Source organism: Mogibacterium sp. CM50, assembly GCF_000293155.1.
Lineage (GTDB): Bacteria > Bacillota > Clostridia > Peptostreptococcales > Anaerovoracaceae > Mogibacterium > Mogibacterium timidum.
In genome coordinates this window covers 26949-50476 of record NZ_ALNL01000044.1, presented here as the reverse complement: position 1 = coordinate 50476, position 23528 = coordinate 26949, and the positions used below count along the sequence as shown (strand labels likewise).

Sequence of the window (23528 nt, the reverse complement as noted above, 5' to 3'; positions counted from 1 at the left end):
TTCTATATTATATTGCTGTTATCTTGGAATACCGCTTTTGCTGACCTAAATTTAAGCTGAGATATATCAACCGTGCTCTTATCTTCTCTATCTGATGCAGTTGCTATCTCCTCCGCGTCATTAGTCGCAAGCTTAAGTATCCTCTCGTAGCCAAACAGATCATAAAAGCTATTTCCGGAATACCCATGCTGCATTGTTCCCATCAGATCTCCGGCGCCTCTCAGCCTATAGTCTTCTTCACTTATCTCAAACCCGTCACTCATGGTGACCATAGCATTCATGCGATTTACGGCATTCTCCGAATCACTATAGCATATCAGGTAACAATAAGATTGTTTATCACTTCTACCGACCCTGCCTCTGAGCTGATGCAGCTGGGCTAAGCCGAAGCGCTCTGAATTCTCAATCACTATAACCGTAGCTTCAGGCACATCAATCCCTACCTCTATGACTACAGTTGATACAAGCAACTCGATTTCACCAATGGCAAACTCATTCATAATGCGTTCTTTCTCCAGCCTGTCAAGTCTGCCGTGAATAAGACCAAGGTTAACGTCATTAAACCTACCTTGCAACTCCTCATATAATGATGTTACGGAAGCTATATCACTATCATCGTTCTCATCAATAGCAGGTGCAACTACATAAGCACGATATCCGCGTTTTATTTCCTTGTAAACCTCTGTATAAGCCCGTTCACGCGATTTGTCGGTAACGTATCTGGTGATAATTTCTTTTCTATTTGAAGGCTTGCTCTTGATAACAGAAAAATCCATATCTCCAAATACCGTAGCTGCCAGCGTTCTAGGGATTGGAGTTGCCGACATAACAAGCACATTTACGGCCTCTGCCTTACCGGCGAGAATCTTTCGCTGATTAACACCAAACCTATGTTGCTCGTCAGTTATAACCAGTCCGAGCCGTTTAAATTCGACATCATCCTGTATAAGAGCATGTGTTCCGATAACCACGTCGACATCGCCATGCGCTATTTTCTCAATCAAATCTCTACGTTCAGCTGCCTTTAGTCCGCTTACCAGCAACACCACTCTGATCCCGTAATGCCCCAGCTCTTCGCTAAGCTTATTGAAGTGCTGTCTAGCCAATATTTCTGTCGGTGCCATAAATGCAGACTGCCATCCTGCGCGAGTAACACGAAATATTGCAGCTTCCGCGACTACTGTTTTACCACAACCCACGTCTCCCTGAACCAGTCTATTCATAGATATCGGGCTTGTCAAATCCTGTTCTATATCTTTTATTGCGATCTGTTGACCTTCAGTTAGAACAAAAGGCAGCTTTTCATAAAAGCTGTGCATATCAACCATGTCTATAGCAGAATCGCCATAAGCGTTATCCCTGAGCATCCTGTTACGGATTATCGAATACTGAAATGACAGCAGCTTATCATAAATCAGTCTAAAACGAGAACGGTTGTATGCAGCTGCATTTTCCGGAAAATGTATATTTTTGTATGCGTAGGATTCCTCAACCAGCTTATTGCGCTCTATGAGCTCACGCCCGATCCATTCGCATGATTCATCGAGTTCATCACAGACGCTTCTTATAAGCTTAGTCAGTTCATTAGAAGTAATACCGGCAGAACGTCTGTATAAAGGAACTATGCCTCGGACGTCTCGAGCACTTCCGGTTAGAGCCATCTCCGGATTGACAACGGTTTTGGCACCATTTCGCCATTTCATCTTACCGAACAACGTATATTCCGCACCGAGTCTGAGATTTTTGTCTAAAAAGGGCATATTAAAGAATATCGCATGGAATACCCCGCTCTCGTCTCTCAAAGAGCACTCGAGCATAGTGCGTCCACCACCTATCGAACGTAAACGTTTATTTACCAGAGAACCGCCGATTAAAACGTCTTTATCCTCCTGAACATCCATAAATGGTACGCGCTCTATCCTATTCTGATATCTAAACGGGTAGTGCTCCAGCAGATCATATACGTCGACAATCCCCATTGACTCTAGAATTTGCTGTTTTTTGGAACCTACGCCTTTAATTTTTGTCACGCTGTCGCTTAATTTCATAAACTATCCATTTGTTCTGACCAGTTCTATATCACGTTTCACCAAACGGTCAGACATTACCCCTTTTATGCTCGCTTTAATTTCTGTTGGCTTATCGAGAGCCAATATCGCAAAATCACGTTCTATGTTGTCAAACACCGCATTAGCGACATCGTTAATGCTCTCCCCAAATTTGACTATAATATAGAAGACAACCTTGATCCCTTCATCTGTCTCCTGCACATCAACCGAGGGCAGCATATCGCTTATGCCTGAAAAAAAGCCTCGCTTTAGCTGCTTACCATTACGACTGCATGGATATATGATATCACTGTATTTCAGTATCTCATCCAGGATCAACTTGCTAAGCACTTGCTTACCGATATTAACTGATCCATATTCAGACTTTGTGAGTAGAGCCATCTCCGCCTCCGTTATAATGCTTGTAAAGCTTCCCGCATTTAAAATGCCGCACATCTTTATTACTTGTTACCATGAGATTATATATTAATATTGATACGTTAGCGATTGGATTACTCAGTTTTTCATAAAAAAAGTCTTAAACGGCGAGCCGTTTAAGACCAAATCTCGGGTATATTGACTAAATGGCACGGTTTACTTTGCCAGATCTCAGGCAACTCGTGCAAACGTTTGCCTTTCTGACCGTACCGTTCTCGTTAATTCTTACAGACTGAATATTAGCATTCCACTTTCTTTTAGAATGTCTGTTAGAATGAGAAACAGCGTTTCCCGAAGTCTGACCCTTACCGCAAACTTCACATTTTCTGGACATTTGCCGCACCTCCTTGTTTATAAAATAGTCGCGTTCATTTGTAACGCGATGAGAATTATAACATAATAGTTGCACTGCGTGCAAGGCTTTTTTGTATCATTAACATGACCCGGACGGCCTGTTTATCATACTAATATTATGATTCACTTTACTTCATTTCTATATATAATATATAAGTAAATATTTGCTTAAAACATTTCTATAACATTTGACATCACGTGACTAAAATAACTCCAATCACCTTGCATATCTGCTTTGTATACAAGAACAGTTCCTTTTCTTGTTCAAATCTTCACAGTTTATCTGTATAATAGGCAACGCATAAATGTATACATACAACAAATTTTGAGAGGATGATAATGCATAAATCTAACACGAAAACCACTGCGATTGTGCTGGTAATAATTATATTATTCGTCGGTATCATCGCATATTATAAGATGAATAAAACTCGTCTAGTCGACAAGAGCAACTACAGAAGCTTTCGAGAAGCGCTGATTGATAAATCTAAAGGGTTTAAATCCAACAAGGCTCTGCAGCACTTCATCGAGGAAGAAACTACTAAGGACAAGGTTATATACATTACCGATGAAAACGGAAATATAATCGTGACCAAGACAGCAACTGATGTTACAGCTCCTGCAACTGTCGTTGTTGCCGAATATAACTATAAAACGGCTGCTATGGATGCTGATACCCTTTCCACAATCCATGAAGTATCAACTTCAAATACTAAAGGTGGAAGTGTTATCGCTATCTTTCTTAATAATGACAGGAATGAACATTCTGGCGCACTTAATATCAATAAGTCATATATTCCTGCAAACTCTAACGTTATCTACGTGAGCAGCGGCAAGAAGCTGTATGTGTCAAATACCTCATTCGCAAGCGGCATGAGTAATCTTGCCATTCCGTACAGCACTGAGCCCAGGACTCAGAATACAGGTATAAAAATTAAAATTACCGGCATCAAGACTGATAGTCCAAGCTCCTACATCTCCCAGCAGCCAGATGTGTTCAACATACTAAACGGAATCATCTCCAAGTACAAGAATAAATCTGTTTCATACCAGATTGCAGATCTAAAAGTTGGAAACAACGGTAATATGTATCCGGATTCGATTGAATTTACAATGCTTGTAGATTCATTTAACCTCGAGGATACAAAGAAGTATTTTGATGGTCAGGTCGAGAGCTTTAAAAAGGCCAATAAGAAGTATTTTCCTGATGCCAAAATGACTTACTCAATAATTTCAGACGAAGCCAAACTGCCTGATACTGCAATAGGAGCGCAGACAATAAATGACCTCAGCACCTTTCTTTATATAGCTAAGAATAGCAATTACAGATTTAGTGACGATGATAAAATCCCCGCTAAGTATTCAAAAGGTGACGTTTACGCTACAAACACAATCGAGGAACTATATGTCGACGGCGATACACTCCATCTCAAAATGAATACAACCGGTGTAACTGAAGCGTATAGAGATCAAGTTATGCAGGAAAATGCATCTGCCGCATCACTTGCCGGCCTCACCATGACGACATCAGAGCTATATGGTTCATTTAAGAACAAAAACGACAAACTGTCCAGCGATCTGAGCAAAATATATTCTACCGCTAATGACAAGGCGGCTAAGACGATTGCTATTCCTGTGGACTCAGACAACAAATTTACAACGGCCTCTATCCTGAACAGTATTCAGGACAAGGCCAATATCACCCACATCAATCTTGATGATGACGATGAGTATGCAGGCATCAAGGTCACCAATACTATACTCAATTATATAAACTCTTATGTTAAGTCAGGTCTGATCAACTTCTGACACACGTCTAACTATAGGCACGATCTGGCACTTAAAAATATACAATAATTCGACCATGCTGCGAACAGCACTACGGTTCGTGTAAACCCTTATAAAATCAACGTTCACCATTGTTCATGGCTCCGCTCCGAGCAATGGTGAAACGCTTTTACAGGTAAATAGAATCAGCAAAATAAATTAAGCGTCTATTAATAATCACATAAATAATTTATGTGATATAATGTAAAAATCTACTATGATATGTGTAGGTGTGACCAAAGACAACAAACAATTCCTGATTGGAGGTTTCTTATGAAGTCTGATAAAGACAATATTTCTAAAAACGAACGTGAGATAGATGAATTTCTATCCAAGTTTGAAGCACTTGATGAAGATGATTCCGCGAATGTTCCTGTTGAGCATGGAACAGCTGACAGCAGCCAATCTTCGAAAGGCCATAAGAATAATAAGAATAAGAGGAACAACAAGGGTATAAAGCGTTCAGCATCAAAGTCTTCTAAAAAGAAGAGCGGTGCGTCTCTTTCCGGTTTAATAAGGGGGAATGGTGAACCACTGAAGGATCGACTGTTCCTGAAGGATAATCCTTACTACAACCCCAGTCTGGGAGCTGACGTTATAGTAAACGGCAAGAAAATCAAAAATACACCTAAGGTTGTCAGCAAAGGCAAAATTGCGAAGGACATCGTAGGTTTATTCGTGATTTTGTTTGTTTTGGCGATTTTATATACATTTATAATCATCAGTACTGCTCCAAAAATCGATCCTGAGAACATCTATGATTCAGTTGCGCAGAGCTCTGTAGTTTATGACGATCAAGGCAAAAAAGTAGATACTGTATTCTACAATCAGGATCGTCAGCTTATCTCATATAAGCAGATGCCCAAAAACATGATAAATGCATTTGTTGCGCTTGAAGACAAGACCTTCTGGAAGCACCACGGTTTCAATTGGACCAGAATGGCCGGAGCTGTAGTCCAATCATTTACAGGTTCCGGTCACATCAGTGGAACCAGTACAATCACTCAGCAGCTCGCTCGTAACGTATATCTGCCTAAAATTAAGAGCCAGCGAAGTGTTAGGCGTAAAATTCTGGAGATGTACTATGCAAGTCAGATTGAACGCACACTATCCAAGGAGCAGATTGTTGAGGCATATCTAAACACAATCTATTTGGGCTTTGGAAGCTACGGAGTATACTCTGCTTCGCACGCTTATTTCTCCAAAGACCCTAAGGATTTGTCACTGGAGGAATGTGCTGCGCTGGCAGCACTGCCACAGGCGCCGGACACATACGCTCTTGTGAAGCTTGCCGGCAAAGACTCTGTCACAGAAGGCGATACAAATATCATTCTGCGCAATCCTGATACCTATATCGCAAATGATATGTCCAAGAATCGTCGTGATACAGCACTCAAGCTTATGCACGACCAAGGATATATAACAGACAAGGATTTTAAGGCAGCTTATCACAAGAACCTTATCGACTTTATCAACCCATCTGTAAAGAGCAACAAGGGCGTCAACTCTTACTTCAATGAATATTTAATTGATGAGGTATCGCGTGACCTGCAGAAAAAATATGATATTTCACCACAGGAAGCTGAACGAATGATTTACACCGGTGGTCTGCAGATTCACTCAACCATGGATTCGACAGCACAGAAGGTTGCTGTCGAGGAGTTTAAGAACAGCTCTAACTTCCCTTCCCTGGTCAGCATACGCAAGGATTCATCAGGAAATGTCATCAGTTCGAGTGGAAATATAATTCTCTACGATTACAATGATAGCTTCAATTCTGAAGGAAACTTTACGCTTGGCAAAGACGAAGTGTCGTTTGGCAAGGATGGCTCAGCAACAATCAAGAGAGGTAAGAGACTCAACATTTATACTACCAAGACCGGCGGCAAGGTTAATTACAGCTTAGAATTTAAGAAGCAATATGTGCAGGAAAAAGGAACGTTATATATCTACTCCGGTGGATATATCAATGTTCCCAGCAAATACAAGAAGCTGGATTCAAGCGATGATCTGGTCATAGATAAGAGCTATTTCAAGGACTTCCCCAATTCAATGGTGAAATCCGGAAACACTCTGGTTATTAAACCTGATGCTTACTCTCTCAACGAGAAGACTATACAGCCTCAAGCTGCCATGGTTATCGTAGGCGTAGGAACCGGTGAGATAAAGGCTATGGTCGGCGGCCGCGGACAATCCGGCAGCAGATTGTATAACCGTGCGCTGAACCCCAGACAGTCGGGCTCATCTATCAAGCCTCTATCTGTATATGGTGCAGCCCTTCAGAAGAGCTATGAATATGCCGAAAAAGGTGAAACATGGCCGATGGTTGATTACAAGCACGATAAACAAGGGACTAGAGGCTATGGAGATTACCTAACGGCTTCATCGACAATTGTCGACGAACCAATGACATTTAACGGTAAGACATGGCCTAAGAACTCTAACAATAGATATTCCGGTGCTGTATCAATGCGTAAAGGTATCCAGCAGTCCATCAATACTGTAGCCGTCAAAATCCAGCTTCAGGTCGGAAACGAGTATTCGGCTGATCTGCTCAAGAAGTTTGGACTTACAACGATCGTTACCGAAGGTGCGACGAGTGACATGAACTCCGCTGCTCTTGCACTCGGAGGCCTTACAAAGGGTGTAATTCCTCTTGAGATGGCGCAAGCATTTGCGGTATTCCCTAACGGTGGCGTCAGACAATCATCTATAGCATACACAACGGTTACAGATAGACACGGGAAGGTTCTGCTTAAGAGCAAGTCCAAAAAGACAAAAGTTCTGGACGAAGGTGTGGCCTTCATCATGACGGACATGCTAAAGTCGGTTATCACTCAAGGAATCGCCGGTCCTGCTGCTGTAAGCGGCACACAAGCCGGTGGTAAAACTGGTACAACAAACGATAAATACGATATCTGGTTCGATGGGTTTACAGCAAAATATGCGGCTTCCCTCTGGATTGGAACCGATGTCAACATCAGGCTGTCCTCTATGTCCGAAATGGCTGCAAGACTGTGGGGCAAGATTATGAACCAGATTCCGGCTGCCAAGACAGGCAAATATAATGCAGCGCCTGATAACGTGATAAGGATAGGAAACGAATACTATACAAAAGGCACTGAAAAAGGCCGCTCCAGCTATGTAAGAAGAGAGGCAACGACGCAAAGACAGACGACTGGAGAAACCGAAGCTGATACATCAGATTCTGAGCAACAATCTTCGACAGATTCCGGTAACTCATCACCTAGCACGCCACCATCCGGTCCCACTATCCCCGGTGCATAAAAAATATTAGTACACGCACAAGGTGGATTTATTTTTCTAAACAATGGTTACAGCTAACCCGGGCAGGTCACACATAATATGCGGGACCTGCCCGGGTTTATAGCAAAATTCCATCTAATTTCATCGGCTGCGTTTAAGAATTCTATTCTAAATTTTATTTTTCCTCCAACGCATTTGATAGTATTGTCAAAAAATTTCATTTGTTTATTATTTGGCAAATCGCGTGTATCTGCTCAAATACAAGGCGTTGAACAAATTGTGACAAAAGGTGACAAATTTGTGACGATGCAGTCATATTGACAACACAAAATGTCGCTTTTATAATCAGATTGTACTTGTAATAAGACTTTGATTATTCTATGTATGGAGGTAGAAAAAATGGAACAGGAAAACAACAAAGGCCAATTTAATTCCAATTTTGGATTTCTGATGGCTGCACTCGGTTCCGCTGTAGGTCTTGGTAACCTATGGTCCTTCCCTTATAAACTAGGACTTGGCGGCGGATTCGCATTCCTTATTATTTACACTATTCTTGCTATCGTAGTAGGTTATCCTCTGATGCTATCCGAGATTGCTCTTGGACGTAAGACTCAGAAGGCTGCTATCGAGGCATACAAAGAAGCTGACCACAGATTCAAGTTCAACGGTATTCTTCAGACAATCGTACCTTGGTTCCTGATCTGCTTCTACTGTACTTTCGGTGGTTACATCAGTAAGTACTTATTTCAATCAATTACAGCACTATTCAGCAAGAGCGCAGTTCTTAACACCGGAGACCCGGGGGCACTGTTTGGCGGAATGGTAGGAAACGTTGGCAACTCCGTAGCTTGGATGGCAGGCTTCCTGATACTTACAATGATTATTGTATTTGGTGGAGTTTCCGGCGGTATTGAGAAGTTCTGCAAGATTGCTATGCCAGCTCTATTTGTACTACTTGTTATAGTTGTAATCAGATCTTGCACACTTCCCGGAGCTACTCCCGGCCTAAAGTTCCTCTTCTACCCTGACCTATCGATGTGGAAGAAGAGTTTCTTCAATGTAGTATCCCTGGCCGGTGGACAGATGTTCTTCTCACTGTCACTAGCATCCGGCTGCATCATCGCTTACGGTTCTTACCTAGGTAAGAAAGAGAACCTCGAGTCGAACGCTGCAATCATCACATTAGGTGACTCCCTGGTAGCTATCCTCGCAGGTATGGCTATCATGCCGGCCGTATTCGCATTTGGCCTCGAGCCAGGCGGCGGTCCCGGACTGCTCTTCGTGTCGATGACAACAGTATTCCAGTCTATGGGTGCTGCAGGAAAGATCTTCCAGCTTGCATTCTGGCTACTGGTATTCTTCGCAGCTCTGTCTTCCTCAATCGGTATGATGGAGGCCGGTATCTCCGCTATCCTTGACTCGAGAGTTAAGGCCGGTAAGCCGGCAAGCAGAGTTAAGGTATCTGTCGTGATGGCTCTAGCAGCTTTTGTTGGTAACTTCCTGACAACTGCTGATGCTCTCGGCGGAAACCCTAAGATGAACTGGTTCCACCTATTCGGACAGGCGGATGTATTGAGTGTATGGGATTGCCTCGCTGAAGGTATCTTGATGCCGCTAACCGGTCTGATTATGGCTATCCTGCTTGGATGGTTTGTACCTCACTATCTCGATGATGAAATCGAGAATGGCGGTGAGCGCATATTCAAGACAAGAGGATTCTATAACTTCTGCATTAAGTGGATAGGACCTCTCTTTATGGCAATGATCGTTTACGGACAGTTCACATCATTCTGGGGCGGAAAGTAAAAAATCTCGCAACGAGATAATGAACGGTATGATCAAAGTCTCAAGGGCCCTCCCGCCGGGAGGGTCCTTGATTTATTCATATTCCGATTTTTTCATCATATTATTCACATTCGTCCAATTTACTTTTGACAAAGGACGCGAACAATTCCTCGTATTTTGACTTGTTTACAACATATGAACACACGTGCCCTGCCCCTTCAAACAGATGTATTTCCTTCTCGGTAGAGCTACACGCCTCATATATCCGAATAGAATTTGCATATGGTACAAATTTGTCTTTTTTACCGTGAATAAACATAAACGGTATGGATATTTTTCCAGCAACAGAGATCGGAGATGCAGAGCTTGCCTTAGCACCTCCTCTAAGCCTCATATTTGCCTTAAATAGCTCCATATACGCAGTTTTGATAAAAGAGTGCGTATCTCCTATCAAATACGAAATTTGGTCCATTATATCGCTATATGCACTGTCTGAAATGCAACACTTTATGTTATACGGGTTTTTATTGCCATCCAGGACCTCTCTATTTCCCGCAGCCAAAATTACCGTAGCTGCGCCCATCGACACACCGTGCAATATTATCGGGATCGTAACCGGGTAGAGTTTTCTGATTTGGCGAATCCAATCGATTAAATCGAAAGATTCCTTTGCACCAAAGGTCAGATAATTCCCTTCTGATTCCTCATGACTTCTCTGCGATATAACCAAATAATCAAAGTCGTTTCTGTAGTACATATCTGCAAATCGACCCATGTCCCTCAGACCGCCGCTGTGGAACCCGTGTACAGCGATGACAATAGCCTTAGGATGCTCGCGTTTGCGGTATAACCTGCCTGCAAGCTTTAAACCATCCCGAGCTGTTATACTTACTTTTGACGAATTCTGAAGCGATTCCTCTGTTAACGCTTCCTCGTATTGCAGCAAATATGCTCGATCTCGCGGCTTACATGTAGTTGACGTAAGCTTGAGGGCTTTATCGCTGCGTTTCATGAATTCAAAAATCCCACTACCTCCAAATATTTTCTATAAATAATAACTTTTTCAAATGCGTAATACCACCGATTATTTGGTATAATATGTTGGTGTATTAGCAAAGGAGTTAAATATGATTGTATTTCTACAAGCTGTATTCTTAGGTATTGTTGAGGGTATCACCGAATGGCTGCCTGTGTCCAGCACCGGCCACATGATTCTTGTCAATCAAATCTGGCCAATGCGCGTCAATCCGGACTTCATGAGCATGTTCCTCGTTGTAATTCAACTCGGAGCAATTATGGCCGTCGTAATAACATTTTGGAACGACATTTGGCCTTTTACCAGCGACAAATCCAAGAAATATATTCGCAAGGACGTATGGTCAATGTGGTTCAAGGTTATTGTGGCATGTATTCCTGCAGTAATAGTCGGTCTCAAGTGGGACGATGCGATCGAAGAGCACTTCTACAATTACAAAGTAGTGTCGATAATGCTCATACTCATCGGAATTCTATTCATTATCGCAGAGAACCGCAATAAGCACTCTAAGCCGGAGACTAACAGTATTGATGACCTTTCCTATAAGCAGGCCTTCATCATCGGGCTATTTCAACTCGTATCAGCAGTTTTCCCTGGCACATCGCGCTCCGGATCGACGATTCTAGGCGCCCTGCTGCTTGGAGTCAGCCGCAAGACTGCAGCTCAGTTCACATTTTTTCTCGCGGTTCCGGTGATGTTTGGAGCCAGCCTGCTCAAATTACTCAAATATGGATTAAACTTCACCGTTAGCGAGGCGGCAATCCTGCTCGTGGGAATGATAGTTGCCTTCGTAGTATCGATGTTCATCATCAAATTCCTTATGAACTATATCAAAAAACATGATTTCAAAGTGTTTGGTTGGTACAGAATCGTGCTTGGAGCCATCGTACTACTGTATTTCTTCTTCGACTAGCTTGTGCAGTGACGTCAAATTGAATTAACTTGTGCAGTGACGTCAAGATCGCCTGTCCTTATTGAATAGAATTAAGGATAGGCGGTTTTATGTTTTTAATGCGGCTTCATACAGCACACAAGTCTAAATACCGGCTAATTATCCAGGAAAGAGTACCCTGTTGTTTTTACCCCTGCAAGAAATCGTCTATAATTTCGTTAAAAGCCTTATAGCTCCGGCGTGCCAATGAATGATTTCCCTTTACAAACTCAAGTCTGGAATTTGGAATTTTGGAAGCAATCAGCTTGGTATGACTGCCGTACATCAAATCCATCGTCCCAGCTATGACCAGTGTTTCCGCCTGTATCCGCTCCAGCTCATCCACGCCGGTTACCGGCTCACCCTTCATCAGCTGTAACAGCTCCGAACGCCTGGTTTGATTATCCTTATCTCCACTAAAGGTCGAATTTGCCTTCTCAAGCAGTCTAATTGCCATACGAACCGAAATTCTAAGCGAGCTGTACTTGAGATTAGCGCCACTTAGAATCAGTTTATCCACATACTCAGGATAGTCGATGGCAAACCTGATACCTACATTGGCTCCATCAGAAAAGCCGAGTATGTGAGCCCTCTTGATGGCATGCGTATCGAGGAATGCATGCAAATCCTCGGAAAATTGCAGTAATGTAAACGGCTTTTCGCCACGCGGAGTTTTTCCGTGTCCACGAGAATCTACGGCTATCACTCTATATTTTGATGAAAAATAATTAATCTGGTGAATAAAGTAGCTGCCGTCCGCACCATTGCCATGGAGCAGGATCAGCGGTTTACCCTCACCTATATCAATATAGTTGTGTCTAATCATAGCACTCACATTGTATCAAATTGCTTTGCATAAGGGTGGTTTTTTTGAAGAAATTTTGCTTGCAGAAACAAGATTGTTTTTATTTAAATCATGTTATTGTCAATATGTCGACCTGCACCTATGCTAGAATATATATCCGTAAAGTGCTATATAGCATACTGGGATATTTAGACCGGAGCTACAGGAATGTAGTTACGGAAAAATCCTTCGGTTTCAAGGAATTTGAATACTACATATTAAAATTTATATGAATTATATGAAAAAAAAATATCTAATCAAATTTATATTATCCATGATAGCAGTATCGATATTGTTCATGTTGATATTAAACAATTCGAGCATGTATAAAACAACTGTTGCAAAAGTAACGGATGTCACTGACAGGGATAACAATCAATTACTCGAATTAAGAATAGAAAATGGACATAATAAAGGCAAGGTTATCCATCTAAAAAACAAATATGACAAGTCGAGGACTTATGATGAAAAATATTATCGCAACGATTACGTCTTCCTTAATGACGATTATTCAGGGATTACAGGAGTAAAACGGGATTACTGGGTCGCTGGTGTTTTTTTATTGCTCATTGCAGCACTAATCACTATCGGTGGTCGTCAGGGAGTTTTTACTTCTATTTGCATAATCGGGAATATTGCGCTTTTTGGCATTGTTATTTTCATGAACATCCATGGAAATGACATCCTTTACATGACGATATTAAGCGTGCTGATTTTCACGTTTTTCGTTTTGCTGGTTACTGATGGCTTCAACAAGCACATGCTCCTATCATATGCGTCCACACTACTCACCACCTTGCTCCTATCTCTCTGCATCATGCTCCTGATATGGAGAAGTGATATTGATTATGATTTTCTGCATTTTCTACCGGAACCGTTTACTGTTACTGACGCCAGACACTTCTTTTTAGCACAGGTAATCATAGGCTGCCTCGGTGCTGTTATTGACGTATCTGTAACCGTCACAGCTGCTGCAACAGAACTGATTGAACGAACCCGTAATCTGAAGTTCAAAGGTCTGCTGCAGTCTTTACACGAGATTGCTGATGATATAACCGGAACAATGATAAGTGTAGTCCTTCTAACAAATATCGCACCAACTCTGCCTATTTTCCTTATCTCCATGTCAAATGAGATAAGCTTTAGGACTGTAATAAATCATGACGCTTATTTTTATATAGCACGCTCATTTTCCGGAATGTTGTCAATAGTTGTTGCCATACTGGTCTCTATCTTTGTAACTTCGTCAGTGGCGCGAAAGGAGCTAAAGCATGATTAAAATACTTATCATAATATTTGTACTCCTCTCACTTGTTGCGGGGGGCAATAAAACCGCTAAAGCCATAATGACGACTGCTATAAACATTTCTATTTTCGCACTGTTGATTGAGTTGATTTATTTAGGCTTCAATATTTCCATTTCAACGATTATAGCAGTATTGCTCATAACTGCAGTAACTATCTTCTACCAGAATGACAGGAATATTAAAACAAAATCCGCATTTATGTCAGTCATTTTGGTTCTATCCATCTCTGTAATACTTATAGTATTCATCATTAAGCATGCGCATCTACAGGGATTCGGTACAATTGGAGATGTCAAGATTCACGAATCTAACGGTTACTCCGGAGCCATTGGGATAAATATGCTTCTAGTTGAAATCGCTGTGTTTGTAGTAATTCTTGTTGGAGGACTCATAGATACGGCCATGGCAGTGAGCTCAGGAGTCTATGAGATTGCCCGTCATAATCCGGACTCACGTAGAGCTGAGCTATTTGGTGCAGGAATGAATATCGGCTGCAAAATATTAAGCTCTAACGTCAACACGCTCTTCTTTATATTTGCCGGGGAATTTATGATAATGTGCATAAGCTTTCTAAAGTTCTATTCATGGAGTACGCTTATTAACTCGAAGGATTTCACACAGGAGCTAATTGCGATTATGATAAGCGCCATCGGAACTGTTGTTATAATCCCTGTTTCATCATATATATCAGCTAGACTGATGTCCTGATGGAAGTGCCTGTCCGCCTTAATACAGAAAATTTAGTCGTATCTGCCATTTACAATTACAGCTACTGTTACAATTATTGAAATACAACATTATTATTTACAAATTTCAGCTCTTATGTAGAATATAAAAGTATGAAGTACACGGTAAAGAAAAATAAAATTCAATTATCAGATCATTTCACCTATGTTAGGCTTCTCAGATTTGTCATTCCATCAATAGGAATGATGGTTTTTACGTCTGTATATGGTGTTGTAGACGGTCTATTTGTGTCTAATATAGTCGGGAAAACAGCATTTGCGGCTATAAATCTTATTATGCCTGTGGAGATGATTGTCGGCGGCATAGGCTTCATGATTGGCACCGGCGGCGCCGCACTGGTGGCGAAAACGCTCGGAGAACAGAGACAAGAACGCGCAGAACAATACTTCTACATGATGATATCAGCAACCGCTGTCGTCGGCATCATAATCTGCATATTTATATATATCTTTATGGAACCAATCTGCATTGCTCTTGGTGCAAATTCAGATATGATCAATGATTGCGTTACGTATGGACGAATAAGCATGTATTTCAATGTATTCTTCATGCTCCAGAACAGTTTTCAAGACTTTTTGATTGCTGCAGAAAAACCTCACCTCGGTCTTTTGTGTACGGTGTTTGCAGGTCTTTCAAACATCATTCTTGACGCACTTCTAATCTACGTATTTCACATGGGAGTTGCCGGTGCCGCATACGCAACCGGAATCAGTGAATTTATCGGAGCTATGATTCCGCTGGTATACTTTATACGCCCTAATTCAAGTTTACTCAATCTAAAGCGATGCAAGCCGGAGCTTCGTCCAATTGCCAAAGCCTGCGGTAACGGAGTTTCCGAAATGGTTACCAGCATTACATCATCCTTTGTCAGCATGTTCTACAATGTGCAGCTTCTAAAATATATAGGTTCTGACGGAGTAGCTGCATACGGCGTGCTCATGTACGTTCAATTTATATTTGCAGCGATTTTTATAGGATATGCGATGGGCTGCTCCCCGGTTATCGGTTATCATTACGGAGCACGCAATACGAATGAACTAGGAAATATTTTGTCAAAAAGTTTTAAACTTCTGTTTATCACCGGTACCGTGATGCTCGCAATTGGAGAGTTTTTGGCAAAACCGCTTTCAAGCTTTTTTGTGGGCTATGACACCTCACTTTTAATTTTGACAGTACACGCTATGAGGATTACCACGCTGTGCTTCATAATCGTCGGGATCAACATATTTGCCTCATCATTCTTTACTGCCTTGAATAATGGTTGGGTTTCAGCAATAATATCGTTCCTGAGAACGTTTGTATTCAAGCTGTCGTTTGTAATTTTACTGCCTATTTTGATTGGAATCGAAGGAATCTGGTGGTCAAACACCCTATCAGAGATAGCGGCATTTATCATCTCCATGATTACACTGGCTCTGATGCGCAAACGGTATGATTATTAGTCAATAGAATACCGGACAATATATTCGTATATTATCAGACAATCGGTATCAGCTGTGAACAATCTTGATTTAAATAATAGCCTAGGAATATGCTTGCATGTAAGCAGTCCTAGGCTATCATATTATTTTACAGTTATTAGTTCGCGAGAGAATTAAACTGCCACGCGTTATCTAACGCTCTTTCTTCTCCTTGCGATAACTACCACTATCACAAGCAACACTGCTGCAGCCATGCTGAATGCATAAGCAATTATAGCGCTTGAATCTCCGGTCCTTACTATTCCTGACCTCTTTATGAGCCTAGTTTTTTTAACATTTGATTTACCGGAATCAACAGCTGCTGTTCCGCCACTATTATTTCCATTATTTGGCGTTACGTTGCTGCCTGTTCTGTTAGCAAAGATAAATGTTGAGAATTTATCTGTCTCAAACTCAATCTTTTTGCCATCAATTACCTTATAATCTTTGATCTTTTCGAGCACCTTATTCCCCTTATCATGGAAAATCTCAAGCTTGGAAGGCTCTCCCTTGCGCAGCTCAATACGCACCTTGACCTTTTGTCCTGCTACCGGTTCAACAGCATTATCAGTAGCATCTCTATACGAGATGTCATAAGCTTCGTATTCGTACCCATTTAGATTATAGCCATTTAATTTGTAGCCGAGGAATGACATTTTAACTGCATGCTCAGAATCAGCAGCATATGCCGTTACTTCTTTTGTTCCGGGTGCGATCACCATGCTCTTAACACTTGGATACCCCTGCGACACGAGTTCAATAGTATACACTCCTGCTGCACCCTTTGTGAATAGCGGAGTTTCCTTTCCATCCCTGCCCTTGAGCTTGAGAGCGAAGTTAACGGAACCATCCTCGTTAAACAGATCCTTCATGAGATTATTAGCTCTTACTCTCTTGCCATCAATGAGAATGTTTCCAATTGAATCAGCATAAGCTTCTCTGGATAGGCCTTCAGGTAATGTCAGCTTGTTATCAACGAGCTTAACCTCTCCATCCTTATACTTTGATCTAAGGATGAAGGAGGCATTGATATCCTCGTATTTATCATCACTGTAGGTTACAGAATACCGACCTATGCCGGTTTTACCTGTATCCTTAATGACGATGTTATTGCCCTCAACAGTATAATCTATGTCCTTATCAAGTGTAGTTCTACCCTTTTTGACAGAAACAAGCTTATAATTGCTGCCAGCCGGTGTCTTGAGTACTGGCTTAACAACAACTCCATCCTTGAACTGTTCATCATTGACGGTTGCCCCCTGCCCTTCACTCAACAGAGTCTTGCAGAGCACGTTTGTGTTAATAACGAGGTCAGCCTTATTTCTAATCAGATAACGAATCTGAGTGATGGTTGCTCCCTGCAGACCCTCGTGACGCTTGTAATCAACAGTGTTACCGTGAGGCTCGACAAAACCGGGCTTTACAGCAAATGAAAACTCATTTGCACGAAGCCAAATGTTTTCAAGATGTTCCATTCCGTACTGTTTCCCATCGCTAGTCTTGACGATGATACCCTCAATATCGTCGGAGCTGGGAATCTTCTCAGACTGTACATTCACAAGATAGTTACCCCATGGGCTGCCAGTCTCAACCTCTACCCTAGCAGCTTGATCCAATATTTTCTGTGTAGTTGTAGCATTGAGAGTGCCATCCCCGTTTAGAATCTTGTACTCAGGAGTAGCCTGCCCTGGATTCTCATTAAGTCTAAACTTCTTGACCATCTCAAGTAATGGATTATTGGATGTCTTACCATCCTTGATAGCCTGCATGGCTTCCAGATACAGACCCTTTCTGATGGCTACAGAAGTGTCCTTGATTCCTAGAATCTCAACTGTTTTAGATGTTTCCTCATAATACGTTGTCGGAAATCTCTTGGCCTTATTCTTAGTAGCACTCGTCACGGCGTCGTACCGCCCTGCGTCTCTCATTCCTGATGCCTTGTCAGCAGCGCTTAAATCCATCGTCTGAGTGCCACTATGCAGTTCCTTAAGCTCGCCGTAGTAGAAATCTGCATATGGTACATCCAGCTTGCCATAGATATAATCATTGTCACCGATACCATCTAAGCTGGGTGTTGTAGTTCCTGTGTTGCCGCCCGGATTAGTGGAGCCTCCGGGGTTTGTTCCCGGATTTGTGCCGGGATTAGAACCGGATGCATCTGCAGCTTCTGCATTCTGCATTATCTTGGCTGCAATTTTCTTCGCACTCTTTAGTGAATACGTTGCGCCTGTGTTAGTGTCGACTAACTCATTGACAGACTTAGCCGTAGCCGGCTTACCAATAAGCGAGGCCAGCTGCATCCTTGTCAAATCGACATATCCTTTGTTCATTTTATCCATGTTGGCTGCAGGTGTGCAGGTAACAGACTTGATGACACCGCCCTTAACCTCCATCTGCAAGGTGATATCGTATCCGGACCACACAGAATTAGGATCCGCCTCAACAGAACCGGTTCCTACATAAACCTTATCCTTGGCAACCTGGTCGCCAGTCACCGCAAACAAATTGACGGCGCACATGCTGACCATCATGCTCGATGTCAGAGCCGCGGTCAGTAATTTCTTCGGCCATGTTTTTTTCATCTACCTATTCCTCCTTAATGAATAAATACATGCAATGTAAAAGCGTGTTAAATAATACTGCAAGCTAGTAAATCTAGATAGTTAGACTATACTAATTCAAGCTGATTGTATCATTATGTATTGGAAATATCCACATAAAATATGATGATAATCAACATAACCTTCTAAGAAAATGTATTATTGTTAGTTTTCTCTAACTTTTTAATTGATTCTAAAGACTATTGTTCGTTTTTATAAAAAACCTGAAATCCAGGGAGATTATTTCTCTACTCAGATTTCAGGTTGCATAAATTCGCCAAAATTCTTGATTTGCAACGTAGCACACATTCGGCACTCACTTTATCACGCTCTCACAACTCTACCACAACCCCATCATGCGCTGCATTATCAGGCCGACAATCGTGATTCCCACCCAGCACACTGCTCCAAGTACCAGAGGCTTCCCTCCGGTCTTGATTAGCTTCACTATATTGCTGTTCAAACCGATAGCGCCCATTGCCATTACTATCAGGAACTTGCTCAGAGTCTTGAGCGGTTCAAATGCCTCAGCGTTAATTCCTATTGATACGCATACAGTTGTTATTATCGATGCAATTATAAAATACAAGATGAACATCGGGAAAGCGCGCTTAAGGCTGAATGAATTTGTATCGGTTGCATCAGCGCTCACCTCACTCTTCTTTTTGGCCGAGAAAATTGCCAGCACCAACGTTATAGGGATGATTGCCAGAGTCCTCGTCAGCTTAACCGTCACCGCTTTGTCAAGAGCCTGAGATCCGAGATGCCACATGCTGTCCCATGTCGAAGCAGCCGCAGTTACAGACGATGTATCATTTACAGCAGTTCCTGCAAATATTCCAAAGGCTTCTCCACTCGTCGTGCTCATCCCGAGTAAGTGACCGAATATCGGGAACACGAGCGCCGCAATGACGTTGAAAAAGAATATTACTGAAATCGCCTGCGCAACCTCGTCATCCGAAGCATCAATTACCGGAGCTGTAGCTGCGATAGCAGACCCACCGCATATTGATGACCCCACGCCGACAAGCGTAGCAGAATTGGCGTCGACCTTCATCACCTTATGTATGATGTACGCGAGAATAAGTGACGTGGAAATCGTACAGATAATTATTGGGAGCGACTGAGCTCCGGTCTTAAGAATTACATTAAGATTGAGACCAAAGCCAAGGAGAACTACAGCCATCTGAAGTATATATTTGGATGTGAATTTTATTCCTTCGCTACATATGCCCTTATTCACCCACACCAGTGTGATAATCATACCTAAAATAATGGAAAATACCGGTCCGCCGACAACCGGAACGAGCTTCCCAAGGAACCATGCCGGCAGTGCGATAATAAAGCAAGCTGCAATACCCGGCAATTTGAATTTTAATGAACTCATGTGACGCTCCTTTAGCAATTGTTCTTATAAACTATTAATAAATATTAAAAATATGTATTTTTCGGTAATAAAGCTGCATGCTTTACGCATACCATTCCGACAAAACAATATTAATATAACATAAAATACGAGCTGCGTCAGTAGCAGACGGAGCTCTTTGTCAATGCGAAGTAAGGCTTAGTTGATACAAAATTTTATAAAAAAGAGCAGGGCTAAACCCGGCTCTTAATAACTGTTAGTATATCTGATTGACATGATATATCTCAATCCGACTACAGAACACGCGCCTTATAGAACTAGCGACGGTGCAGCGTAAGCTCTCGCCAGCAGCTCCTGATTGAGCGCATAAAGCCCCTTAGGATCTCTTCCATACAGCTCAAACTTTTTAAGCAGATCATCAGCAGACTTTTCTTCTTCTCCCTGCTCCTTGACGAACCAGTCAAAGAACTGCATAGTGCGATAGTCGTCTACCTCGTTGGCAGCCTTGTAAATCTTGTTGATGAGGCTTGTCACATACTGCTCGTGTTTGAGACTGAAATTTAGTGCGTCATAGATCTCCTTGCATTTCATATCCGGCTTATCAATCTCGGATAGAGTTACCTTTTCACCGTTGTTGAAGAGGTATGTTCTCATCAGCATCGCATGGTCACGCTCCTCCTGAGCCTGCACATCGAAATAGTTTGCGAATCCGTCCAAGCCTGCATCATTGTAGAAGTTAGCGAAGTCGAGATACAGATATGCGGAATAAAACTCCTTGTTAATCTGATTATTAATTAGCTCTGCTACTTTCTTGTCTAGCATGTCAGTACCCTCCTACATCCATAATTTTATAATATCATCTATTTCATATATTATACCACGTATTATATCCACTTGCCATTAAAGTGCGCGCAATATAATTGCATTTTAATTTGAGCTTTCCATAATATTTAGAATACCTTGTTCTCCATAATGACGGCGTGGCAGTGCATACGAGCTTGCTCGCGAGAACATTGCCTGTACACGCGAGTAAGAATTTGTAAAAAAATAAGCTGCGCACTGAGAGCAGCCTATTATCTATATATCGTATTACCGGCGTTGACCAATTGCCGTCCTACTTGGATGGAGATGGAGTTGGCTCACATACTGCTGTGTAATGTGCCTTGCGCTCCTTAAACTTCTCATCCTTGAAGAGGTTCATGAGACGGCCTTCATTCTCGAATATGTCCTTGCCGTGCAGCGCCTTACCGGACAGCAGGTCATGAGCATGATGAAGAGTTGCAGGGTCGAACTTGAGTCTAAGCGTTCCGCCTTCCATAACCAGCTCTCCTTTAAGACCGCAGAGCTCACACTCGGCTTCATTAGTTCCCGGGTGAATGTAGAAGTTATTGCCGTGACAGTGCGGACATGCGCCCTTAGGGCCCTTGAAGTAATCGAGCTTATCGTTGTCAGGCTCCATAATCATGAGGTTTCTGTCAGCGATGTCCTTAGCAGCCTCTACTAGATTCTTACCAATCTCCCTGATACGAGCAACCTTGTCGTCCTGAACGATAACGTCCTTCGACCACGAGAAATAATCGTTATCTACAACCTTCCAGCCAGGGCTCATTGCGAGCATTGCGTGGTCAGTCTCTGTGCGTACAGCCCAGTCTGAACCTCCGATTCCTACAAAAGAGATTGCTCTCTGCTTGAAATACTTCATCGGCAGTGGCTCCTTGCCGGCCTCCATCAGCTTTTCCTGGCACCCGAGCATCATACCTGTATCGTGTCCGGGACCCATTCTGTCCATGAGGTTGTGAAACATACCTGTACCACCGGACTCAAAGATTGGGTCAACGATGAGTATTCCGTCAGAATCCGTCATCTTGTCATATAGTGCAGCAAAATCATCCTTCTACGAACATACCATTCCCTTACCCATTACAAGAGCTCTAGAACATGCAACACACCCTGTACACGGTTTGATATCCCAGTCGAATAGATGGATAAACTCGATATCGCATCCCATCGCCTTAGCCTGCTCAAGTACAACGCGGCACATGGTATCGTTGTTGCCGTTTTTTGTCCCTAGCGAAATACCTAAAATTTTCATACTCAATCCCCCACAATCAATTAAAATCATCCATAAGAAAGCTCTTGTTAAAAACAAGACAGTATTTTCAACTAAATATTACATTAGAGACTTTGTTTTGTATAATCGTTTTATAATCATAAGCTACATAACTGATTTGTTATGTTTAGCCGTACAAAAATACGGCAGATGCGAGTGCATCTGCCGCTTCGCTAATAGCTACTTCCCCACAAACCCGTCTGACTTTGTCCATATCAGCTTGGAAGAATTCTTAATTTTTTCAAATCTCTTATCGTATTTGTCTAGCTGTAATCTTTCTGTGGGTATTCCCAATTTAAGTAAATCATCCGTCTTCTCGAAATCTTTCCAACCGCTCTCCGAAATATAATATACTTTATCAATATTAGCAACCAGTTCCTTGCCATCCGTATCATAGTATGTTGTCTCACGTTTCGGGCCATTCCACAGCACGCTTTCATAACACATCTTCTTATAATCATGCGCACTTCTATGAGTTGTCGAAATTACAACAATCATAGTTTTAAGATCAGACGATAGTATCCGCTCATACGATGAACCAGTACTACCGGAATAAAGCATATCATCCCTATACGTAATTTCTGCTTTATCATAAGGAAGATACAATTCATACTGATCATAAAAATACCAACCAGTCGCCCCTATGATCACTATCACGGCTACAGTAATTAATACAGTAAGCTGCTGTCTAAGGCTCATACGTCGCCTAATCTTCCTTAATGAATCATATAAACTTATGTCCTCATCAATGGTCTCGGCTACACTGTCCGATAACTGGGCTCCCGCTAACCGTTCCAGCTCGGTGCGACAACTATCGCACTCTCGAGTATGATCCAATACAAGGGCCACACTATCCTCTGAAAGAACGTCATCAACATACAAAGGCATCAAATCCCTTGCCACGTCACAGCTTATCTTCATCCCTTATCCTCCAAATCATCTATTATCTTAAGGCGACTACGATGATAGGTCACGCGTGCCCAGCTATCCGACTTTCCGAACAGTGTCCCGATATCTCTAAAATGCATTTCAGCATACACTCTGAGCATAAACACTTCTTTGTACGGTTCATCAAGATTGTGGATTGCGTATCTGAGCTCATGAGTTTGTTCATTACTGAGTATGGTAGCTTCTACGCCGTCATCTATCAGTTGTTCCTCATCCAATTTATCGATATCAACAGTATGTCGCTCTTTTTTAAGATATGTAAAATATAAGTTCTTGGCGATTTGACACAGCCAAACTCTCATACTCGATTCACCGCGGTACGAATCGATAGACTTTACCGCCCTAAAGAAAGTCTCCTGTGTAATCTCCTCAGCTATGTGCGAATCCCTGCACATAGAGAAGATGTAACGATAGACTGAACTAAAATATTCGTGATATATATGTTCTAAATCCATTGTTA

At 42.1% G+C, this 23528-nt stretch carries 17 protein-coding genes and 1 pseudogene; 7 read left to right on the top strand and 11 right to left on the bottom strand.

Annotated features, from left to right (window positions below):
* Positions 1-2: 2 nt before the first annotated feature.
* From recG to rpmB, 3 genes are all read right to left on the bottom strand, one after another.
* On the bottom strand, positions 3-2048 hold the full coding sequence (recG, locus tag HMPREF1152_RS07625) for an ATP-dependent DNA helicase RecG (RefSeq protein ID WP_009644819.1): 2046 nt from the start codon (positions 2046-2048) through the stop codon (positions 3-5).
* A 3-nt stretch (positions 2049-2051) separates the two neighbouring features.
* A complete protein-coding gene (locus HMPREF1152_RS07620; protein WP_009644649.1) occupies positions 2052-2450 on the bottom strand; it encodes an Asp23/Gls24 family envelope stress response protein in 399 nt (132 codons plus the stop codon).
* 178 nt (positions 2451-2628) lie between these two features.
* Positions 2629-2820: a 50S ribosomal protein L28 gene (gene rpmB, locus HMPREF1152_RS07615; protein ID WP_036381550.1), complete on the bottom strand. Its 192-nt coding sequence runs from the start codon at positions 2818-2820 to the stop codon at positions 2629-2631.
* Positions 2821-3179: 359 nt separating this feature from the next.
* Between rpmB and HMPREF1152_RS07610 the strand changes: the two genes are divergently transcribed.
* The 3 genes from HMPREF1152_RS07610 to HMPREF1152_RS07600 all read left to right on the top strand — a co-directional run bounded on the left by HMPREF1152_RS07610 (position 3180) and on the right by HMPREF1152_RS07600 (position 9740).
* Positions 3180-4649, top strand: coding sequence for a hypothetical protein (locus tag HMPREF1152_RS07610; protein ID WP_009644848.1), 1470 nt, complete (start codon positions 3180-3182; stop codon positions 4647-4649).
* 291 nt (positions 4650-4940) lie between these two features.
* A complete protein-coding gene (locus tag HMPREF1152_RS07605) occupies positions 4941-7955 on the top strand; it encodes a transglycosylase domain-containing protein (protein WP_009644652.1) in 3015 nt (1004 codons plus the stop codon).
* Between the two features lie 378 nt (positions 7956-8333).
* On the top strand, positions 8334-9740 hold the full coding sequence (locus tag HMPREF1152_RS07600; RefSeq protein ID WP_009644731.1) for a sodium-dependent transporter: 1407 nt from the start codon (positions 8334-8336) through the stop codon (positions 9738-9740).
* A gap of 100 nt (positions 9741-9840) precedes the next feature.
* Here HMPREF1152_RS07600 and HMPREF1152_RS07595 read toward each other — a convergent pair whose 3' ends face one another.
* The gene (locus HMPREF1152_RS07595; protein WP_036381199.1) at positions 9841-10731 is read right to left on the bottom strand and encodes an alpha/beta hydrolase; all 891 of its coding nucleotides are present in this window, start codon (positions 10729-10731) and stop codon (positions 9841-9843) included.
* A 115-nt stretch (positions 10732-10846) separates the two neighbouring features.
* Here HMPREF1152_RS07595 and HMPREF1152_RS07590 point away from each other — a divergent pair, with 115 nt between their 5' ends.
* The gene (locus HMPREF1152_RS07590) at positions 10847-11668 is read left to right on the top strand and encodes an undecaprenyl-diphosphate phosphatase (RefSeq protein ID WP_009644672.1); all 822 of its coding nucleotides are present in this window, start codon (positions 10847-10849) and stop codon (positions 11666-11668) included.
* Between the two features lie 166 nt (positions 11669-11834).
* Here the strand turns inward: HMPREF1152_RS07590 and HMPREF1152_RS07585 are convergent, their stop codons facing one another.
* The gene (locus tag HMPREF1152_RS07585; protein ID WP_009644820.1) at positions 11835-12512 is read right to left on the bottom strand and encodes an alpha/beta fold hydrolase; all 678 of its coding nucleotides are present in this window, start codon (positions 12510-12512) and stop codon (positions 11835-11837) included.
* Positions 12513-12852: 340 nt separating this feature from the next.
* Here HMPREF1152_RS07585 and HMPREF1152_RS07580 point away from each other — a divergent pair, with 340 nt between their 5' ends.
* The 3 genes from HMPREF1152_RS07580 (at position 12853) to HMPREF1152_RS07570 (ending at position 16026) form a co-directional block, all read left to right on the top strand.
* Positions 12853-13809 carry a YibE/F family protein gene (locus HMPREF1152_RS07580; RefSeq protein ID WP_198004089.1) on the top strand — a complete coding sequence of 319 codons (957 nt, stop codon included), beginning with the start codon at positions 12853-12855 and terminating at the stop codon, positions 13807-13809.
* Positions 13802-14545 carry a YibE/F family protein gene (locus HMPREF1152_RS07575; RefSeq protein WP_009644829.1) on the top strand — a complete coding sequence of 248 codons (744 nt, stop codon included), beginning with the start codon at positions 13802-13804 and terminating at the stop codon, positions 14543-14545. The genes HMPREF1152_RS07580 and HMPREF1152_RS07575 overlap by 8 nt, the downstream gene beginning before the upstream one ends.
* Positions 14546-14676: 131 nt before the next feature.
* Positions 14677-16026, top strand: a complete 1350-nt coding sequence (locus HMPREF1152_RS07570; protein WP_009644783.1) for an MATE family efflux transporter — start codon at positions 14677-14679, stop codon at positions 16024-16026.
* Between the two features lie 167 nt (positions 16027-16193).
* Here the strand turns inward: HMPREF1152_RS07570 and HMPREF1152_RS07565 are convergent, their stop codons facing one another.
* From HMPREF1152_RS07565 to HMPREF1152_RS07540, 6 genes and pseudogenes are all read right to left on the bottom strand, one after another.
* Entirely contained in the window at positions 16194-18626 is a 2433-nt protein-coding gene (locus HMPREF1152_RS07565; protein WP_009644710.1) for a hypothetical protein, read from the bottom strand.
* Between the two features lie 358 nt (positions 18627-18984).
* Positions 18985-20031 carry a YeiH family protein gene (locus tag HMPREF1152_RS07560; protein ID WP_009644599.1) on the bottom strand — a complete coding sequence of 349 codons (1047 nt, stop codon included), beginning with the start codon at positions 20029-20031 and terminating at the stop codon, positions 18985-18987.
* A 288-nt stretch (positions 20032-20319) separates the two neighbouring features.
* Positions 20320-20832 carry a ferritin gene (locus HMPREF1152_RS07555; RefSeq protein WP_009644615.1) on the bottom strand — a complete coding sequence of 171 codons (513 nt, stop codon included), beginning with the start codon at positions 20830-20832 and terminating at the stop codon, positions 20320-20322.
* Positions 20833-21124: 292 nt separating this feature from the next.
* A pseudogene (locus tag HMPREF1152_RS07550) lies at positions 21125-22102 on the bottom strand (flavodoxin family protein).
* A gap of 198 nt (positions 22103-22300) precedes the next feature.
* On the bottom strand, positions 22301-23041 hold the full coding sequence (locus tag HMPREF1152_RS09075) for a zf-HC2 domain-containing protein (protein ID WP_009644709.1): 741 nt from the start codon (positions 23039-23041) through the stop codon (positions 22301-22303).
* Positions 23038-23523: an RNA polymerase sigma factor gene (locus tag HMPREF1152_RS07540; RefSeq protein ID WP_036381186.1), complete on the bottom strand. Its 486-nt coding sequence runs from the start codon at positions 23521-23523 to the stop codon at positions 23038-23040. Before HMPREF1152_RS07540 ends, HMPREF1152_RS09075 begins: the two co-directional genes overlap by 4 nt.
* Between the last annotated feature and the right edge of the window lie 5 nt (positions 23524-23528).

What these genes read in the sequence shown, in the direction of transcription:
- recG (WP_009644819.1), bottom strand. Translation starts at nt 2,048, where the DNA reads ATGAAATTAAGCGACAGCGTGACAAAAATTAAAGGCGTAGGTTCCAAA.
- HMPREF1152_RS07620 (WP_009644649.1), bottom strand. Translation starts at nt 2,450, where the DNA reads ATGGCTCTACTCACAAAGTCTGAATATGGATCAGTTAATATCGGTAAG.
- rpmB (WP_036381550.1), bottom strand. Translation starts at nt 2,820, where the DNA reads ATGTCCAGAAAATGTGAAGTTTGCGGTAAGGGTCAGACTTCGGGAAAC.
- HMPREF1152_RS07610 (WP_009644848.1), top strand. Translation starts at nt 3,180, where the DNA reads ATGCATAAATCTAACACGAAAACCACTGCGATTGTGCTGGTAATAATT.
- HMPREF1152_RS07605 (WP_009644652.1), top strand. Translation starts at nt 4,941, where the DNA reads ATGAAGTCTGATAAAGACAATATTTCTAAAAACGAACGTGAGATAGAT.
- HMPREF1152_RS07600 (WP_009644731.1), top strand. Translation starts at nt 8,334, where the DNA reads ATGGAACAGGAAAACAACAAAGGCCAATTTAATTCCAATTTTGGATTT.
- HMPREF1152_RS07595 (WP_036381199.1), bottom strand. Translation starts at nt 10,731, where the DNA reads ATGAAACGCAGCGATAAAGCCCTCAAGCTTACGTCAACTACATGTAAG.
- HMPREF1152_RS07590 (WP_009644672.1), top strand. Translation starts at nt 10,847, where the DNA reads ATGATTGTATTTCTACAAGCTGTATTCTTAGGTATTGTTGAGGGTATC.
- HMPREF1152_RS07585 (WP_009644820.1), bottom strand. Translation starts at nt 12,512, where the DNA reads ATGATTAGACACAACTATATTGATATAGGTGAGGGTAAACCGCTGATC.
- HMPREF1152_RS07580 (WP_198004089.1), top strand. Translation starts at nt 12,853, where the DNA reads ATGTATAAAACAACTGTTGCAAAAGTAACGGATGTCACTGACAGGGAT.
- HMPREF1152_RS07575 (WP_009644829.1), top strand. Translation starts at nt 13,802, where the DNA reads ATGATTAAAATACTTATCATAATATTTGTACTCCTCTCACTTGTTGCG.
- HMPREF1152_RS07570 (WP_009644783.1), top strand. Translation starts at nt 14,677, where the DNA reads ATGAAGTACACGGTAAAGAAAAATAAAATTCAATTATCAGATCATTTC.
- HMPREF1152_RS07565 (WP_009644710.1), bottom strand. Translation starts at nt 18,626, where the DNA reads ATGAAAAAAACATGGCCGAAGAAATTACTGACCGCGGCTCTGACATCG.
- HMPREF1152_RS07560 (WP_009644599.1), bottom strand. Translation starts at nt 20,031, where the DNA reads ATGAGTTCATTAAAATTCAAATTGCCGGGTATTGCAGCTTGCTTTATT.
- HMPREF1152_RS07555 (WP_009644615.1), bottom strand. Translation starts at nt 20,832, where the DNA reads ATGCTAGACAAGAAAGTAGCAGAGCTAATTAATAATCAGATTAACAAG.
- HMPREF1152_RS09075 (WP_009644709.1), bottom strand. Translation starts at nt 23,041, where the DNA reads ATGAAGATAAGCTGTGACGTGGCAAGGGATTTGATGCCTTTGTATGTT.
- HMPREF1152_RS07540 (WP_036381186.1), bottom strand. Translation starts at nt 23,523, where the DNA reads ATGGATTTAGAACATATATATCACGAATATTTTAGTTCAGTCTATCGT.